A 15,484-nucleotide genomic window follows, 5' to 3' on the forward strand; every position below is an offset into this window, starting at 1 on the left:
CAATGCGGGCGTTGTGCCTTGTGACAACAGGAAGGAACCGCGTTTGTTATGCTGAAACCATGAGCACCGACACGCCTTCTACCCTGCCCGCGCGCAGCCTGTTCCACCTCGCGTTCCACGTCACCGACCTGGACGAAGCCCGCCGCTTCTATGGCGGTGTGCTCGGCTGCTCCGAAGGGCGCAGCACCGACACCTGGGTGGATTTTGATTTTTTCAGCCACCAGATTTCGCTGCACCTGGGCGAACCCTTCAAGACCACGTGCACCGGCCGCGTCGGCGACCACTGGGTGCCCATGCCGCACTTCGGTCTGGTGTTGCTGCTGCCCGAGTGGCAGGCGCTGGCACACCGGCTGGAAGCCACCGGCATGGACTTCGTGCTCAAGCCCCAGCGGCGCTTCGAAGGCCAGCCGGGCGAGCAATGGACGATGTTCTTCTGCGACCCGTTTGGCAACCCCATCGAGGTCAAGGGCTTTGCTTCCCTGGACCAGCTGTACGCAAGCTGAGCGGGTGCGCCGACCAGGCGTCGGACCGACCAACGGTGCGTTTGGCCGTCCAGGCGATGCCTCCGTGCCTTCCCCAGCCGGCTAGCATCAGAAACCCTCTCGCACCACGACTGCCCCGCCCATCCCGGCCCTCCACTTCCAGGCAAACAGCGACGACATGACGACCACCGCAACCACACCCCCCGGTCTCTCACGACGCGCCTTCAGCGGTCTCATCGCTGGCGCCGCCGTGCTGGGCGCACCCACCCTGCGAGCCCAGTCGGGCAACCGCGTGGTGCTGGGCCAGTCGGCCGCCTTCACCGGGGCCGCCGCCCAGCTGGGCATCCAGTTCCATGCCGGCGCCAAGCTGTTTTTTGACCAGCTCAACGCGAAGGGCGGCGTGAACCAGACGCAGATCGAGCTGCGCCAGCTCGACGACGGCTACGAACCCACTCGATGCGTGGAGAACACCCGCAAGCTGCTCGACGATGATGTGTTTGCCCTCTTCGGCTACATCGGCACACCCACCAGCCTGGCAGCGCTGCCCCTGGCCACACAGGCGCAGACACCGTTCTTTGCCCCTTTCACCGGCGCCATGGGACTGCGCCAGCCGTTCAACCGCATGGCCTTTCACATGCGCGCCTCGTACAACGACGAGACGGCACTGATCGTGCGCCAGCTCACCAATCTGGGCCTGAAGAAGATCGCCGTGTTCCACCAGAACGATGCCTACGGCAAGGCCGGTCTGGACGGCGTGACGCTGGCCCTGGGTGCACTGGGTCTCAAGCCGGTGGCCACGGCCACGGTGGAGCGCAACACGGTTAACGTGGCCGAAGCGGTGAAGACCATCAACGCGGCCCAGCCCGATGCGGTGGTGCAGATCAGCGCTTACGCATCGTGTGCCGCCTACATCCGGGCCGCGCGCAAGGCAGGCTACGGCGGCACCTTCTTCAACGTGTCGTTCGTGGGCACGCAGGCGCTGGCCGACGAGTTGGGCAAAGAAGGCGCCGGCGTGGTGGTTTCGCAGGTGGTGCCGTCGCCCTACAAGTCTTCGAGCGCCGTGACGCGCGAGTTCCTGGCGCTGATCGCGCAGGGTGGCAACAAGGTGCAACCCAACTTCTCCAGCATGGAAGGGTTCATGGCCGCCAAGCTGTTTGCCGAAGGCATGCGCCGCGCGAGCGGTGGCCGCCCCACCCGCGACGATCTGATCAGCGGGCTGGAGAGCATCCGCAACTACGCCATGGGCGGCTTCGACGTGTCCTTCAGCGGCAGCAACCACGTGGCCTCGAAGTTCGTCGAGCTGTCCATGCTCACCGGCGACGGGCGCGTGCGGACCTGACCGCTTCATCCCGTTTTGCCTTCACCGCGTGAACAAGGTGCGAGGCCGCAGACAGTGCTGAAGCACAGCAAGGCTTCAGCAACGCAGCCACCGCTTTGAAGGCAAATCGTTATCAGGCTTCCAGCGGCGCGATCCTCTGGTCGATGGCGCCAAAAATGCTCTGGCCGTCCTTGCCCTTCATCTCGATGCGGATCGTGTCGCCGAACTTCATGAATTCGGTGCTCGGCTTGCCGTCCAGGATGGTCTCGATGCAGCGTTTTTCGGCGATGCAGCTGTAGCCCTTGGGCCAGTCCTTCTTGCCGTCGACTTCGATGCCCTTGTTGCTGACGGTGCCGCTGCCCACGATGGAGCCGGCGCGCACGTTGCGGGTTTTGCCGATGTGGGCGATGAGCTGGCCGAAGTGGAAGGTCATTTCCGGGCCGGCGTCGCACATGCCGACCTTGCGGCCGTTCCAGGTGGACTGCAGCGTCAGGTTGACACGGCCGCCCTGCCAGGCGTCGCCCAGCTCATCGGGCGTCACGGCCACCGGACTGAAGGCGCTGGCGGGCTTGCTCTGGAAGAAGCCGAAGCCCTTGGCGAGTTCGTTCGGAATCAGGTTGCGCAGCGACACATCGTTCACCAGCATCAGCAGGCGCACGCCGTCCAGCGCCTGTTCGGGCGTGCAGCCCATGGGCACGTCGCCGGTGACCACGGCGATCTCGGCCTCGAAGTCGATGCCGAAGTCTTCGCTCGGCACGATCACGTCATCGCAGGGGCCAATGAAATCATCACTGCCGCCCTGGTACATCAGCGGGTCGCTGTAAAAAGTGGACGGCACTTCGCTGTTGCGCGCGGCGCGCACCAGCTCCACATGGTTCAGGTAAGCCGAGCCATCGGCCCACTGGTAGGCGCGCGGCAACGGCGCCATGCACAGGGCCGGATCAAAGGGAAAAGCGTGGCGTGCCTTGCCCTGGTTGAGGGTGACATACAGGTCGTGCAGCTGGGGTGCGTGGAAGTTCCAATCGTCCAGTGCCTGCTGCAGCTTGTGGGCGATGCCCGTCGCATAATGGGCGGTCGAGAGGTCGCGCGAGACCACCACCAGTTGTCCGTCGCGCGAGCCGTCTTTGTAAGTGGCGAGTTTCATGCAAGTCTCCTGCTGTCGCTGGGCGTTGAAGGGTTCGGTTTTGCCCGGTTCTGCGCCTGAGGCGCTCCCGGTTGAAGCATCTAAAATTACGAATAGTGAAATCAGTTAACCTATCCGTAAAAATCGGATTCTAGACCAAAGCCCCGCTCCAGGTGCTGGCCCGCCTCAAAAAGACCCTCAGGCCGCCGGCTGACTGCCACCCGATCCCGCCGCCCACACACCATGCCCGCCGCGAAAACCCCGATCAAGCAAACCAGCCCCGCCAGCCCGTCGACCGCACCCGATGCCGACCACGCTGAAAACGGCGATCCCCGGGCGGGTATCCAGTCGGTGGAAGTGGGTTTCGAGTTGCTCAGCGCCCTGTCCGACGCGCCCGGCGCGCTGATGTTGCGCGACCTGGCCGCAGCCGCCGGCATGAGCGCCGCCAAGGCGCACCGCTACCTCGTGAGCTTTCAGCGCATGGGCTTGGTGATGCAGGACCCGGTGAGCACGCGTTACGACCTCGGCCCCGCCGCGCTGCGGCTGGGTCTGGCCAGCCTCTCGCGCATCGATGCCGTGAAGCTGGCGCGCGAACGCCTGCCCCAGCTGCTGGCCGAAACCGGTCACACGTTGGCGATCGCCGTGTGGGGCAACCAGGGGCCGACCATGGTGCACTGGCTGGAAGCACCGCAGACCGTGCCGGTGACGCTGCGCCTGGGCGACGTGATGCCGCTGCTGACGTCCGCCACCGGCCGTTGCTTCGCGGCCTTCACCGGTCCGGAAGGGCGCGATGGCCAGCGCATCGCGCCCATGATCCGCGACGAACTCGCGCGCATGAAAAAACTGCCGCCCACCGGCCTGCCGCTGGTGGACGTGCCGCAGAACCAGCACGACGTGCAGGCCGTGCTGGCCGAAACCCGCCAGCACGGCCTGGGACGCGTGGTCCACAGCCTGCTGCCCGGTGTGGGCGGCTTCTGCGCCCCGGTGTTCGACGCCCAGGGACGCCTGGCCATGGGTCTCGTGGTGCTGGGCTCGGTGGCCACGCTGGACACCCGCTGGGACAGCGCACCAGCCGGTGCGCTGCTGCGGTGCGCGCGCCAGCTCAGCGCCGACCTCGGCCACCGCCTGGCCGCCTGAACCCCGATGGCCCGACCCGCCATGCATCCCGCAGAAGCCGCCCCACGCTGGTCCGTTCTGCTGGCCCTGACCGGTCTGGTGCTGGCCCTGCACCTGCTGCTGCTCACCGACGGCTTGCCGATCTGGTGGAACAACAAGGCAGCCCCAGTGTCCACCACATCGGACTTGTCCGCCCCGCCCGAAGCTTCGACCGAAGTGGCCGCAGCAACACCAGACCCTGACGCGGTGTTGCCGGTGACCAGCAGCACGGTGCGCTGGATCGTGCCCAAGCCGGCCGCGCCGGAACCGCCGCCTCCGCCGGTCAAGAAGAAGAAAAAAGCGCCACCGGCCCCACCGCCCGAGACCGTGGTTGAGCCGGAGCCGGAGCCCGCGCCCGAACCACCCGAGAAACCGGCCGTGGCCGAGGCTCTGCCCGAAGACAGCCCCGTGGTCAGCGAAACGCCCGAGGTGGTGGCCTCCGAGGAGGCACCGCCTCCGCCCGTCGAAGTGCCACCCGCCCCGGACGTCATCCCGCAGGCGCCTTCCACGCCATCCGCGCCCGCCCTGCCACCGCCCACGGCGCCTGGCCCCCGGGTTTCGACCGCTCACCTGCCCGCCGACGGCCAGCTGGACTACCAGGTGAAGGGGCTGTACAAGGGCCTGAACTACAACGCGTCGGGGGAGCTGACCTGGCATTTCGAGGCAGAGCGCTACGAGGCGCAATCGACCGTGAAGGCCTTTCTGCTCGGCAGCCGGGTCCACACCAGCGTCGGCCGCGTCACGCCGCAAGGGCTCGCCCCCGAGCGCTTTGGCGACCGCAGCCGTACGGAAAAGGCGGCCCATTTCGACTATGCGACCCAGCGCATCCGGTACAGCCGGAATTCGGCAGACGCCGCCCTGCTGCCCGGCACCCAGGACCAGCTTTCGGTCAGCCTGCAGCTGGCGCTGATGCTTCAGGCCCAGCCTTCGGCCTATGTCGAAGGCCTGGCGTTGAGCTTGCCCGTGAGCAACGCCAGCTACACCGAAGAATGGAAATTCCAGATCGGTCCGCTGACCGAACTGGAGTTGCCCGCCGGCACCGTGACGGCCCGCCTGCTCACCCGCTCACCCCGGCGCGAGTTCGACAAGACGCTGCAGGTGTGGCTCGCGCCAGCTTTGGGCTACCTGCCGGTGCGCCTGCGCATCACGGAACACAACGGCGATTTCGTGGACCAGCTGCTGGATACGCTGCCAGCGATGGTGCAACCCAACGTTCAGGTCCAGTGATTCCGCCCGGCTGGCCGGGTCCTGCCCGGCTTAAAGGTCGAACTGTGCCGAAAAACACACGCATATTGAATCTTCGCGATCCGTGCCCATCTAATTCTGTAACCAGCCTGCAGTTGGTTCGCCAATTGCCGATATAAGGTTCATAGGAACACCAGTTTCACTTTTAGAAGGACTTTTCAGTCATGCACATGCTCTACGACTCGGATGCCTTTGCCGTGGTTCACATCCTGGCCAACGCCACGGAAGAAGGTGAAGCACCGTCACTGGATGGTCCACAGATCCCGCGCCATGGTTTTGAAATCGTGGACAAACGCTCGGGCAAAGAGGTTTACCTCGACGGCTCCTGGGCAGAAATGTTCCAGATCCAGATCACCGCCTGGCAGCAGAACACCCCCTCGCAAGAAGAGGTGGAAGACACGCTGGAAGGTTACGCCGAACTGGCCCAGATGCCGGTGGTCATGCACTGAACAGGCCCGACCTGCCTCCCCGTGAAAGCCGGCACTTGTGTCGGCTTTTTCACGACCGGGCCCGATTCCTGGGAGCGTGCGCCCGGCAACACCCTCCATCGGCACGACCACCCGCGTAAACTGAAACGCAGGAGGCATCCCTCATGAAGAAGCAAGCTGGCGCCCGCTGGATCCCCGCCTTCGGTCTGATGGCCCTGATGGCCTGGCCGGGTGCCCATGCGGAAGATGGCGTGGGTCCGCAGCAACTGCTGATCGGCCAGAGCATCACCCTGCAGGGCGGCAAGAACGACTACGGCACCGCGGTGCTGGACGGTGTCGAAACCTACCTCTCGCTGGTCAACAAGCGGGGGGGTGTGGCGGGCCGCAAAGTGGTGGTGAAGGTGCTGGACGACGACAACAAATCGGCCCAGGCCGAAGCCAATGCGCGTCAGCTGATCACCCAGGACAAGGTCTTCCTCGTGTTCGGCTCCATCGAGGGCGGCCCGTCCACCGCGGTGATGAAAGCCACCACCGAACTCAAGGTGCCGTTTTTCGGCCCCATGGCGGGTTCGCCCACCCTGCGCACGCCACACCAGCCGCTGGTCTTTCCCGTACGCGCTGAACACAAGGAAGAATTCCGCGCCTTGCTGCAGCACGCCAAGAGCCTGGGCATGCAGCGCGTGGCCTTCCTGCGTTCGGACTCGGAAACCGGCCAGCAACACCTGGACAACGTGCGCCTGCTCAGCCAGCCTCTGGGGCTGGAGGTGGTGGCCGACCTGGCCTTCAAGTCGGACATCGACGACGCCGGCATCGACGCGCTGGTGAAACAGCTCGGCAACAGCAAAGCGCAGGTGGTGTTCAACCACGGCGGCATTGGCGTCTATGAAAAACTCATCCGCAAAGCGGAGTCCCGGAACCTGAGCCTGCAGTTCTACGGTGTCAACTCCGGCTCAACCCAGCTGGCCGGGCACCTGGGTGAGCTGGGGCACGGCATGATCTTCGCGCAGGTGATGCCCAGCCCCTGGGAACGCAAATCCGCGCTCACCCGGGCTTACCAGGACGCCTTCAAGGCCCACAAACCGGGCAAGGCTTTCTCTTACGGCAGCCTGGAGGGCTACATGACGGCCCGGGCCCTGGTCGAAGCGCTGCAGCGGGCCGGCTCCAGCCCCACCCGTGCCAGCTTCGTGGCCGGCCTGAAGAACACCGACCTGCAGATCGAGGGCCTGAAGGTGAGCTACCGCGATGGCGCCCACACCGGCCTGTCGCTGGTGGACCTGGCCATCGTCACGCGCCAGGGCCAGTTCCGCCACTGAGAAGAAACACCCCCCGCGCCGCTTCGCGTCACCCCCTCCAGGGGGCGGCACGGGCCGTCTGGCAAAGCCAGCCCGGCGGTGCCTCAGGGAGGCGCAGTTTCATGCGTTGCGGATGGCGCTCCGGTGCCCTGGGTTGAACCGCTTCATGCGTCGGTGTGTCGCTCCGGCACCCTGAAAAAACCAACACCCTTCAGCGCACGCCCCTCTGGGCAGACCACCAGCGGAACACCGGCTCGGCCAGCACCAGCACCGCCACCAGGCGGCAGACCTGAAACGCTGTCACTACCGGCACCCCGAGCTGCAGCACCTTGGCCGTGATGGCCATCTCGGCGATGCCGCCGGGCGAGGTGCCGAGCACCAGGGTGGCCGGGTGCAGCCCGGTGAACCGGGCCAGCAGCCAGGCGAATGCCGCGCACAGCACCATCATGACCCCACTGGCCAGCGCCACCGAGGCCAGCCAGCGCGGCGCGGTGTGCACAAAGGCCGGTGTGAAGCGCACGCCCAGACTGACCCCGATCACGAGCTGGGCCGCGGCCGTGAGCCAGCCCGGCAGCGCCGACAGCACCACCCCCGACAGCGTCAGCGCCATGGTCACCAGCAACGCGCCCATGAACCACGGGTTGGCGCGCCCGAACTTCCGCATGCCCAGGGCCCCCGCCAGGCTGAGCAGTGCGAGCCAGCCCAGCCCCGGCACCTGCACCTCGCGAGCGCCGGGCGTGGCCAGATCCAGCCCGCTGACGCCCCAGGCCTGCATGGCAAACGGGATGCTCAGCGTCACCAGCAGCACGCGCAGGCTGTGCGCAGCGGCCACGAGGTCGGTGCGCGCGCCGTGCCGTTCGGCGATCAGGGTCATTTCCGATGCGCCGCCAATGGCACCCGCGAAGTAGGTGGTGCCAAACAGCTGCGCAGCGCTCAAGCCCGGCAGGTGCTGCGCATGCACGCGCCGCAGCCAGACACCAAAACCCAGACCCAGCGCCAGGGCCCAGACGATGCCGAGCGCGATCGCCCACCACAGCCCGGCCACCAGCGCCCCGACTTCCGGCGTGAAATACAGCCCCAGCGCCGCGCCGATCACCCACTGCCCGGCGTTGCGTAAGGGCGTCCAGCTCGCGGTGGGGGCGCCCAGCACCGAGACCAGGGACGTCACCACCAGGGGCCCGATCATCCAGGGAATGGGGGTTTGCCACCACACGCACAGACGCGCTGCGCCGTAGGCCAGCAGCAGGGTCAGGATCGGGCGCAGCCAGGCGGACGCCAGGCGGGAACGGGAAGGGGAAATCACTCGGGTATCCAGAATTGACGCGGACCCTGGCGGGCCGGGGCCGTAGTATCCACGCATGAACTGTCGAAGTGCTGTCATGTTCGGGGCCGGTCTGGGCCTGTGGAGCGCCCTGCTGGCGGGCGCGGCTGACGCCCCGCCGCAGCCACCCACGCCGACCGTGGCGTCCGAGACGGGGGACCCCGGCCAGCAGGCCAGCGCCTTGTTGACCCGCCTGCTGCCCACACCGCTGCTGCTGGTGGGCGAACAGCACGACGCCCCGGAACACCAGGCCCTGCAACGCGAGCTGGTGCAGCAGCTGGCCGCGCGCCGGCAGCTCAGTGCGCTGGTGCTGGAAATGTCGGAAGCGGGCACACACACCACCGGGTTGCCCAGCCAGGCCAGCGAAGCCCAGGTGCGCGAAGCCCTGCGCTGGAGCGGCGATCAGGCGGGCTGGCCCTGGTCCACCTACGCGCCGGTGGTGATGGCGGCGGTGCGCGCCGGGGTTCCTGTGCTGGGTGGCAACCTGCCCCGCGCCGACATGCGCGCGGCCATGGGCAACGAGGCGCTGGACCGGCTGCTGCCCACCGAGGCGCTGGAGCGCCAGCGCGTGGCGATCCGCGAGGGCCACTGCGATCTGTTGCCCGCACCGCAGATCGCACCCATGACACGCATCCAGATCGCCCGAGACCAGGCCATGGCCGGCACCGCGGCGGCGGCCATCCGGTCCGGGCAGACCGTGCTGCTGGTGGCGGGCAACGGCCATGTGCAGCGCGATCTGGGGGTTCCCTTGCACCTGCCGCCGGACCTGGCGCACCGGGTCGTGGTGGCGCTGGCCCGGCCTGCGGTCGATGCCCAGGAAGCGGCGGGTCAGACACTGCCCACCGCCGACGTGGTCTGGCGCAGCCCGCCGCGCGCGCCGCGGGACTACTGTGCCGAGATGAAGCGCAGCATGGGCCGCTGATGCCCCGGCTACTGCTCCAGCGAAGCGAACACCGCCAGCAGCACCAGCCCCAGCAGCACCGCCAGCGCGATCTTGACCCAGCTCTTGGGGTACTCGCCGGCGACCTGGCCCGAGTAACCGTTGACCACCGCCTGGAAGGTCTTCGCGCCGTACTGGTAACTCACCAGCCAGACCGGCAGCAGCACGTGCTTGAAGGTCTGCTCGTCAAAGCGGGCGTCCAGTTGCAGGTTGCGGTGGGTGTCGGCGGCGATGTCCTGCGCGCAGAGCTGGCGCAGGCCCTGCAGCATGCGCTCCCGCCCCTGCTGCGCGGCGCCCGCAAGGTCAAGGGCGTAGCGCTCGACGGTCCAGCCGCTGAGGTAACTGGCGTCGTAGGCCTGCAGCTCGCTGGTGGTGGGAAAGGGTTCGATGGCGCGCATCAGCGCCGGATGCACGCCGCGCGAACCGCAGACCAGGGTGTCGTCGAAACGGTGGGCCACCTGGCCGCTGACCGGGCGCCAGCGCACCTGCTGCTTGTTCTGGCTGTCGCGGTAGAAGGTGCCAGCCTCGGCGGTGTAGTGCGCCGCGCCATGCGCGTCGAAGGTCCAGTAAGGCAGGTAGACGCCTTGCAGGGTGTCGGTCAGCGCGCGGTGCTTCAGCGCGTTCGGCGCCCAGAAGCGGCTGCCGTACCACTGGCGCAGCCGGTTGCGCGCGTCGGGTTCGGCCACCTTGAAGGGCAGCAAGCTCTGCGGGCGGATCACGTCCAGCCCCTCGTCGAACGGCAGCAGGGCGGTGGAGCCGCAGAAGTCGCAGCGCCGCCCCTGCTGCTCGGCGCTGAAGAAGCTGATGGCCTGGCAGTGCTGGCAACGCACCTGGCGACGCGCCTGCTGCAGGCCGCGAGCGCTCTGCGGAACGGCCTTGAGGGCGGCCACGAGGTCGTGTTCCAGTATCTCGCCGCCGGCGTCTTCAATCTGGTAGGGCGACTCGGTGCCGCAATAGGCGCAGAGCAGCGCCTGCTTGCCCGGGTGCCACTGGGCCTCGCCGCCACAGGCCGGGCAGACGAATTTCTGTTGCGCGCTGCGCTCGCTCTCGGGCGCTGCTGCGAGGGTATCGGGAAGACCGGTCACAGGCGGGGTCGTGCGGCGTCGGCGCGGCGGGCCAGACTGTTCAACCTTGCATGAACGTGTCCAGCGCCGGGCGGCCGATGCGCCACTGGCTGCCGATCTTGCGGCCTTTGAGGTTACCGGCTTCAAGCTCCTGCAACACGTCGGCCACCGACACCGACAGCGCCTGCGCCACCTGCTCGGGCGTGAGCAACTCGGGCACAGGGGCGGCCGTGGCGGCTGGCGCAGCCCCCGGCACGAAGCCCGGCATCGACGGCGCGGCTGCCGCGCCCATACCGCCGCCCTGCATCATCGACTGCCCCATGGCCAGGCCGGCCGCCAGTTCGGCGCCGATGCCGGCCGTGCCGGCCTTGCCCTCGGCCAGCGCGTTGCCCATGTTGTATTTGACGTAGTCGTTGAGATTGCCGATCGCGGTCATGGCGCCGCGCTTGTCGATGGCCTGCTCCAGCTCGGGCGGCACCGACACGTTCTCGACCACGAACGAGGTCATTTCCAGACCGTACTTGCTGCGCATCGCAGCATTCAGCGGCTCCAGCAGGGCCGCACCGAGCTCACCGTAACGCGTGGCCACGTCCAGCGCCGGCACCTTGGCCGCGGCCAGGGTTTCGCTGAACACGCTGACGATGCGCGAGCGCATCACGTCGGTGAACTCGTCGAGCCGGAACTGGTGGTCGGTGCCGGCGACTTCCTTGAGGAACAGCACCGGGTCCACGATCTTGAAGTCGTAGGTGCCGAAGGCGCGCATGCGCACCACGCCGAAGTCGGCGTCGCGCATCATCACCGGGTTGGCCGTGCCCCATTTGTTGCCGGCGAAGACGCGCGTGGTGACGTAATAGACGTCGGCCTTGAAAGGCGTCTGGAACTTGTATTTCCAGCCCAGCAGGTCACCCAGGATGGGGATGTTTTCGGTCTTGAGAGTGTGCTTGCCCGGGCCCAGCGTGTCGGCGAACTGGCCCACGTAGACGAACTGGGCCACCTGGCTCTCGCGCACGATGAGCTGGGCCTCGTTCTTGATCTGCTTGTCGTCATCCGGAAAGCGGAACGACAGCGTGTCGCGCGAGTCGTCCACCCACTCGATGACGTCGATGAACTGGCGGTTCAGGAAATCCATGATGGCCATGCGGGGCTCCTGTGGGTGGTGAAGAAACGGCTTCAGGCGTGGCGCTTGATCGCGTCGGCCAGCACGTTGACCATGGTATCGATGTGCGACTTTTCCACAATATACGGCGGCGCGAACACCAGGTTTTCGCCCGCGTTGCGCACCAGCACACCGTGTTTGTAGCAATCCATGAAGATGTCGAAGGCGCGCTTGCCCGGCAGGCCGGGGATGGACGACAGTTCCACCGCCGCCGCCAGCCCCAGGCTGCGGATGCTGATCACGTTGGGCAGGCCCTTGAGCGCGCTGTGCATCGCGTCGCCCAGCACCGGCGCCATCTCGCCCGCGCGCTCGAACAGCTGCTCCTCGCGGAACAGGTCCAGCGTGGCGATGGCCGCGGCGCAGGCCACCGGGTGGCCGGAGTAGGTGTAGCCGTGGAAGAACTCGATGGCGTGGTCCGGCGCGCTGCCGTGCGCGCCCATCATGGCGTCGTAAATGCGGTCGGTGCAGACCACGCCGCCCATCGGGATCACGCCGTTGGTGACGGCCTTGGCGAAGTTCAGCATGTCGGGCTGCACGCCGTAGTAGTCGGACGCGAAGGCGGTGCCCAGGCGGCCGAAGCCGGTGATGACCTCGTCAAAGATCAGCAGGATGCCGTGCTTGTCGCAGATCTCGCGCAGCCGCTTGAGGTAGCCCTGCGGCGGGATGTACCAGCCCGCGCTGCCGGCGATGGGTTCAACGATCACGGCCGCCACATTGCTGGCGTCGTGCAGCGGCAGAAGGCGGTTTTCCAGTTCCAGCAGGATGTCTTCGTTCCAGACCGGTTCCTGGTTGTGGATGTAGGCGTGGTTCACCGGGTCGTGGATGAAGCGCAGGTGGTCCACGCGCGGCAGCAGGGCCGATCCGTACATCTTTCGGTTGGCCGGGATACCGCCCACGCTCATGCCGCCGAAGTTGACGCCGTGGTAGCCGCGCTCGCGACCGATGAAGATGTTGCGATGGCCTTCGCCGCGCGCGCGGTGGTAGGCCAGCGCCACCTTCAGCGAGGTGTCTGCCGCCTCGGAACCCGAGTTGCAGAACAGCACCTTGTTCAGGTCGCCGGGGGCCATGGCCGCGATCATCTCGGCGGCGCGGAAGGCCTTGTCGTTGCTCACGCTGAACGCGGTGGCGTAGTCCAGCGTGTCGAGCTGCTGCTTGATGGCTTCGTTGATCGGCTTGCGGTTGTGGCCCGCGCCCACGCACCACAGGCTGGAAATGCCGTCGATGACCTGTTTGCCATCGTGCGTGGTGAAGTGCATGCCATCCGCAGCGACGAAAATGCGCGGGTCTTTCTGGAAGCTGCGGTTGGGCGTGAAGGGCAACCACTGGTTGTCCATGCGGAACTCGTTGTAGGCCATGTTGAGAATCTCCTGGGTCGCGCTGGAAGGGCGCGGTCGGTGGTCAAGTGGCTGGATTCTGGCACCGGAATGCCCAGCCCGGGGGCTCCACTGCCGTGACCCTGGTCGGGCCCACCCCGGGCGGCCTGCGACAATGCGTTCGCCATGAACCACACCTACGTCCTCACCCTGTCCTGCCAGGACCGCACCGGCATCGTGCACGCCGTCTCGGGTTTTCTGCTGGAGCGCGGCGGCAACATCGAAGAAGCCGCCCAGTACAACGACCACGGCACCGGCCTGTTTTTCATGCGGGTGCAGTTCACCTGCAGCCAGCTCACGCAGGACGACCTGCGTTTGCACCTGAAGCTGTTCGCCGAGCCCTTTGGCATGCAGTGCCAGTTGCACCCGCTGGCCGAACCTATGCGCACGGTGATCTTCGTCAGCAAGGAAGGCCACTGCCTGAACGACCTGATGTTCCGCTGGAAGAGCGGCCTGCTGCGGCTGGACATCCGAGCCATCGTGAGCAACCACCGCGATTTCTACCAGCTCGCCGCCGGCTACAACGTGCCCTTCCACCACATCCCGGTGACCGCCGCGACCAAGGCGCAGGCCGAGGCGAAGCAGCTGGACATCGTGCGCAGCGAAGGCGCGGAACTGGTGGTGCTGGCGCGCTACATGCAGATCCTGAGCAACGACCTGTGCCGCGAACTCTCGGGCAAGGCGATCAACATCCACCACAGCTTCCTGCCCAGCTTCAAGGGCGCCAAGCCTTATTACCAGGCGCACGACCGCGGTGTGAAGCTGATCGGTGCCACGGCGCACTACGTGACCGCCGATCTGGACGAAGGTCCGATCATCGAACAGGACGTGGCCCGCGTGGACCACACCGACACCGTGGAAGACCTGACCGCGCAGGGTCGTGACACCGAGAGCCAGGTGCTGGCGCGCGCGGTGAAGTGGCACAGCGAACACCGCGTGCTGCTGAACGGGCACAAAACAGTGGTCTTCAAGTGACGATCCGTATTCCGCCGATCCAGTGCCTGCTGACCTTCGAGGCGCTCGCCCGCCTGCGCAGCGTGACGCAGACCAGCGAGGAGCTGTGCGTCACGCCCAGCGCGGTGAGCCACCGCATCAAGCAGCTGGAGCAGATCCTCGGCACCAAACTGTTCGGCCGGGCCGATTTTTCACTGACGACCGAGGGCAGTGAATACCTGGCGCATGTGCGCGAGGGTCTGGCGATCCTGCAAAAATTTCCCAGCAACACCGTCACGCCCGGGCGGCGCAAGCTGCGGCTGGCGGTCACGCCCACGTTCGCGCGCTCCATCCTGCTGCCGCGCCTGAAGCAGTTCAGCGAGGCCTACCCGGAGATCGACCTCACGCTGCAGGTCAGCATCCCGCTGCTGGACGTCGTGGCCGAAGACGCCGACCTCATGATCCGCTTCGGCACCGGGCGCTACGCCGATGTGGAACACGTCTGCCTGATGAAGGACGACATCACACCGCTGGCCTCACCGGCGTTTGCGCGCGAGCACGGCCCGTTCGATGCACCGGAAGACCTGGAAGGCGTGCCCCTGCTGCGCAGCCCGCTGGAGCCCTGGCGCACCTGGTTCGCCGCGCACGATCTGGACTGGCCCGAACCGGTGGACGGCTCCCAGTTCAACGACATCGGCCTCATGTGCGACGGCGCCGCCGCCGGCATGGGCGTGGCGCTCGTGCGCATCAAGCTGGCCGCGCCCTGGCTGGAGCACGGCACGCTGGTGCCGCTGTACGAACGCCACGTGCCCAGCCCGCACGCGCACTACCTGTGCTGGCGCACCGGCACGATGGACCGCTGGGAGTGCGTGGCGTTTTCCGAGTGGCTCAAAAAGTCGTTGAGCTGAAGACGGCTCCTTGAGCCAGAGACACCCAACCCTTCCGCCGGAGCGCATGACCACCCACCCAGGCTCCCGTGGAACCGGCTCCGCCGGGCCACAGGGAGCGTCCCCGCTCCCGCTGCAGGCGAGAGCGGGGGCTGAGGACCGCGGCTCCTAAGCCTGCCTGCGCAGGCTTGGACGGGACGACGTGGCATCGCCTCTGGCGATGTCGCGGCCCGCCAGGCGCGCGTCAGCGGCGCAGGGGGTGATTCCAATCACTCGATGTTCAGGCGTTGGCCCGCCAAGGCCACCTTCTTGGGCAGGGTCAGCGTCAGCACCCCGTTTTCGTACTTCGCCTTGGCGCGCTCGTTGTCGATGTCGGCCGCCAGCTGGAAGCTGCGGGCCACCGCGCCGTAGTAGCGCTCGGTGCGCAGTACCTTCTCGTCCTGGCTCTGGCTGTCTTCCTGCTTGATCTCGGCGCGCAGGGTCACCACGCTGCCTTCCACGGTGACGTGAATGTCTTCTTTGGCCACGCCCGGCACCTCGGCCACCACGGTGTAGACCGACGGCGTTTCCTTCACGTCGATCTTGATCTGCGAGGGTGACGGCAAGGAATCGCCGTGCAGGGGACGGACGTAAAAACCCGGTGCGACGTCCTTGAAGAAATCGTCAAACAGTCCGGAACGGGCGATCAGATGGTTCATGGCATGTGCTCCTTTGACAATGGACTGGGTCGATGGACCCGGACTGGACGGTCACTGTGCCGTCCATGG

15 protein-coding genes are annotated in these 15,484 nt (G+C 66.8%); 9 read left to right on the forward strand and 6 right to left on the reverse strand.

All coding sequences use genetic code 11. The features are described from left to right. Positions 1–59: 59 nt before the first annotated feature. A complete protein-coding gene (locus ACN5W5_RS07160; protein WP_420047844.1) occupies positions 60–503 on the forward strand; it encodes a VOC family protein in 444 nt (147 codons plus the stop codon). A 157-nt stretch (positions 504–660) separates the two neighbouring features. Then, complete coding sequence (locus ACN5W5_RS07165) at positions 661–1,821, forward strand: ABC transporter substrate-binding protein (protein ID WP_420047845.1); 1,161 nt, start codon at positions 661–663, stop codon at positions 1,819–1,821. Positions 1,822–1,933: 112 nt separating this feature from the next. Here ACN5W5_RS07165 and ACN5W5_RS07170 read toward each other — a convergent pair whose 3' ends face one another. Continuing rightward, on the reverse strand, positions 1,934–2,944 hold the full coding sequence (locus ACN5W5_RS07170; protein WP_420047846.1) for a fumarylacetoacetate hydrolase family protein: 1,011 nt from the start codon (positions 2,942–2,944) through the stop codon (positions 1,934–1,936). A gap of 222 nt (positions 2,945–3,166) precedes the next feature. On the opposite strand from ACN5W5_RS07170, the gene ACN5W5_RS07175 reads away from it, so the two are divergent. From ACN5W5_RS07175 to ACN5W5_RS07190, 4 genes are all read left to right on the forward strand, one after another. Further along, complete coding sequence (locus ACN5W5_RS07175; protein WP_420047847.1) at positions 3,167–4,060, forward strand: IclR family transcriptional regulator; 894 nt, start codon at positions 3,167–3,169, stop codon at positions 4,058–4,060. Between the two features lie 21 nt (positions 4,061–4,081). Then, positions 4,082–5,305, forward strand: coding sequence for a DUF3108 domain-containing protein (locus ACN5W5_RS07180; RefSeq protein WP_420047848.1), 1,224 nt, complete (start codon positions 4,082–4,084; stop codon positions 5,303–5,305). A 182-nt stretch (positions 5,306–5,487) separates the two neighbouring features. Beyond that, positions 5,488–5,772 (forward strand): DUF3567 domain-containing protein, encoded by a 285-nt coding sequence (locus ACN5W5_RS07185; protein WP_177137235.1) that lies wholly within the window; start codon positions 5,488–5,490, stop codon positions 5,770–5,772. 143 nt (positions 5,773–5,915) lie between these two features. Continuing rightward, positions 5,916–7,064: an ABC transporter substrate-binding protein gene (locus ACN5W5_RS07190; protein ID WP_420047849.1), complete on the forward strand. Its 1,149-nt coding sequence runs from the start codon at positions 5,916–5,918 to the stop codon at positions 7,062–7,064. 190 nt (positions 7,065–7,254) lie between these two features. Here ACN5W5_RS07190 and ACN5W5_RS07195 read toward each other — a convergent pair whose 3' ends face one another. Then, a complete protein-coding gene (locus ACN5W5_RS07195; protein ID WP_420047850.1) occupies positions 7,255–8,346 on the reverse strand; it encodes an AbrB family transcriptional regulator in 1,092 nt (363 codons plus the stop codon). Between the two features lie 55 nt (positions 8,347–8,401). Here ACN5W5_RS07195 and ACN5W5_RS07200 point away from each other — a divergent pair, with 55 nt between their 5' ends. Further along, a complete protein-coding gene (locus tag ACN5W5_RS07200; RefSeq protein WP_420047851.1) occupies positions 8,402–9,286 on the forward strand; it encodes a ChaN family lipoprotein in 885 nt (294 codons plus the stop codon). Positions 9,287–9,294: 8 nt separating this feature from the next. Here the strand turns inward: ACN5W5_RS07200 and ACN5W5_RS07205 are convergent, their stop codons facing one another. Genes ACN5W5_RS07205 through ACN5W5_RS07215 form a run of 3 tightly spaced genes read right to left on the reverse strand, consistent with a single transcriptional unit; the run spans position 9,295 to position 12,879 of the window. Continuing rightward, on the reverse strand, positions 9,295–10,389 hold the full coding sequence (locus ACN5W5_RS07205) for a zinc ribbon domain-containing protein (RefSeq protein ID WP_420047852.1): 1,095 nt from the start codon (positions 10,387–10,389) through the stop codon (positions 9,295–9,297). A 40-nt stretch (positions 10,390–10,429) separates the two neighbouring features. After that, positions 10,430–11,506, reverse strand: coding sequence for an SPFH domain-containing protein (locus ACN5W5_RS07210; protein ID WP_420047853.1), 1,077 nt, complete (start codon positions 11,504–11,506; stop codon positions 10,430–10,432). Between the two features lie 32 nt (positions 11,507–11,538). Beyond that, entirely contained in the window at positions 11,539–12,879 is a 1,341-nt protein-coding gene (locus ACN5W5_RS07215) for an aspartate aminotransferase family protein (protein WP_420047854.1), read from the reverse strand. Between the two features lie 144 nt (positions 12,880–13,023). Here ACN5W5_RS07215 and purU point away from each other — a divergent pair, with 144 nt between their 5' ends. Next, positions 13,024–13,872, forward strand: a complete 849-nt coding sequence (purU, locus tag ACN5W5_RS07220) for a formyltetrahydrofolate deformylase (protein ID WP_177137229.1) — start codon at positions 13,024–13,026, stop codon at positions 13,870–13,872. Continuing rightward, positions 13,869–14,738 (forward strand): LysR substrate-binding domain-containing protein, encoded by an 870-nt coding sequence (locus ACN5W5_RS07225; protein WP_420047855.1) that lies wholly within the window; start codon positions 13,869–13,871, stop codon positions 14,736–14,738. Before purU ends, ACN5W5_RS07225 begins: the two co-directional genes overlap by 4 nt. Positions 14,739–14,986: 248 nt before the next feature. Here ACN5W5_RS07225 and ACN5W5_RS07230 read toward each other — a convergent pair whose 3' ends face one another. Continuing rightward, positions 14,987–15,415 (reverse strand): Hsp20/alpha crystallin family protein, encoded by a 429-nt coding sequence (locus tag ACN5W5_RS07230; protein WP_177137227.1) that lies wholly within the window; start codon positions 15,413–15,415, stop codon positions 14,987–14,989. Between the last annotated feature and the right edge of the window lie 69 nt (positions 15,416–15,484).

Source organism: Hydrogenophaga sp. ZJX-1, from assembly GCF_048590325.1.
In the GTDB taxonomy this organism is placed as follows: Bacteria; Pseudomonadota; Gammaproteobacteria; order Burkholderiales; family Burkholderiaceae_C; genus Hydrogenophaga.

Excerpts from the sequence above, each read along its gene's own strand:
- ACN5W5_RS07180 (WP_420047848.1), top strand. The coding sequence starts at position 4,082 with ATGCATCCCGCAGAAGCCGCCCCACGCTGGTCCGTTCTGCTGGCCCTG.
- ACN5W5_RS07200 (WP_420047851.1), top strand. The coding sequence starts at position 8,402 with ATGAACTGTCGAAGTGCTGTCATGTTCGGGGCCGGTCTGGGCCTGTGG.
- purU (WP_177137229.1), top strand. The coding sequence starts at position 13,024 with ATGAACCACACCTACGTCCTCACCCTGTCCTGCCAGGACCGCACCGGC.
- ACN5W5_RS07230 (WP_177137227.1), bottom strand. The coding sequence starts at position 15,415 with ATGAACCATCTGATCGCCCGTTCCGGACTGTTTGACGATTTCTTCAAG.
- ACN5W5_RS07210 (WP_420047853.1), bottom strand. The coding sequence starts at position 11,506 with ATGGCCATCATGGATTTCCTGAACCGCCAGTTCATCGACGTCATCGAG.
- ACN5W5_RS07175 (WP_420047847.1), top strand. The coding sequence starts at position 3,167 with ATGCCCGCCGCGAAAACCCCGATCAAGCAAACCAGCCCCGCCAGCCCG.
- ACN5W5_RS07170 (WP_420047846.1), bottom strand. The coding sequence starts at position 2,944 with ATGAAACTCGCCACTTACAAAGACGGCTCGCGCGACGGACAACTGGTG.
- ACN5W5_RS07185 (WP_177137235.1), top strand. The coding sequence starts at position 5,488 with ATGCACATGCTCTACGACTCGGATGCCTTTGCCGTGGTTCACATCCTG.
- ACN5W5_RS07215 (WP_420047854.1), bottom strand. The coding sequence starts at position 12,879 with ATGGCCTACAACGAGTTCCGCATGGACAACCAGTGGTTGCCCTTCACG.
- ACN5W5_RS07190 (WP_420047849.1), top strand. The coding sequence starts at position 5,916 with ATGAAGAAGCAAGCTGGCGCCCGCTGGATCCCCGCCTTCGGTCTGATG.
- ACN5W5_RS07160 (WP_420047844.1), top strand. The coding sequence starts at position 60 with ATGAGCACCGACACGCCTTCTACCCTGCCCGCGCGCAGCCTGTTCCAC.
- ACN5W5_RS07165 (WP_420047845.1), top strand. The coding sequence starts at position 661 with ATGACGACCACCGCAACCACACCCCCCGGTCTCTCACGACGCGCCTTC.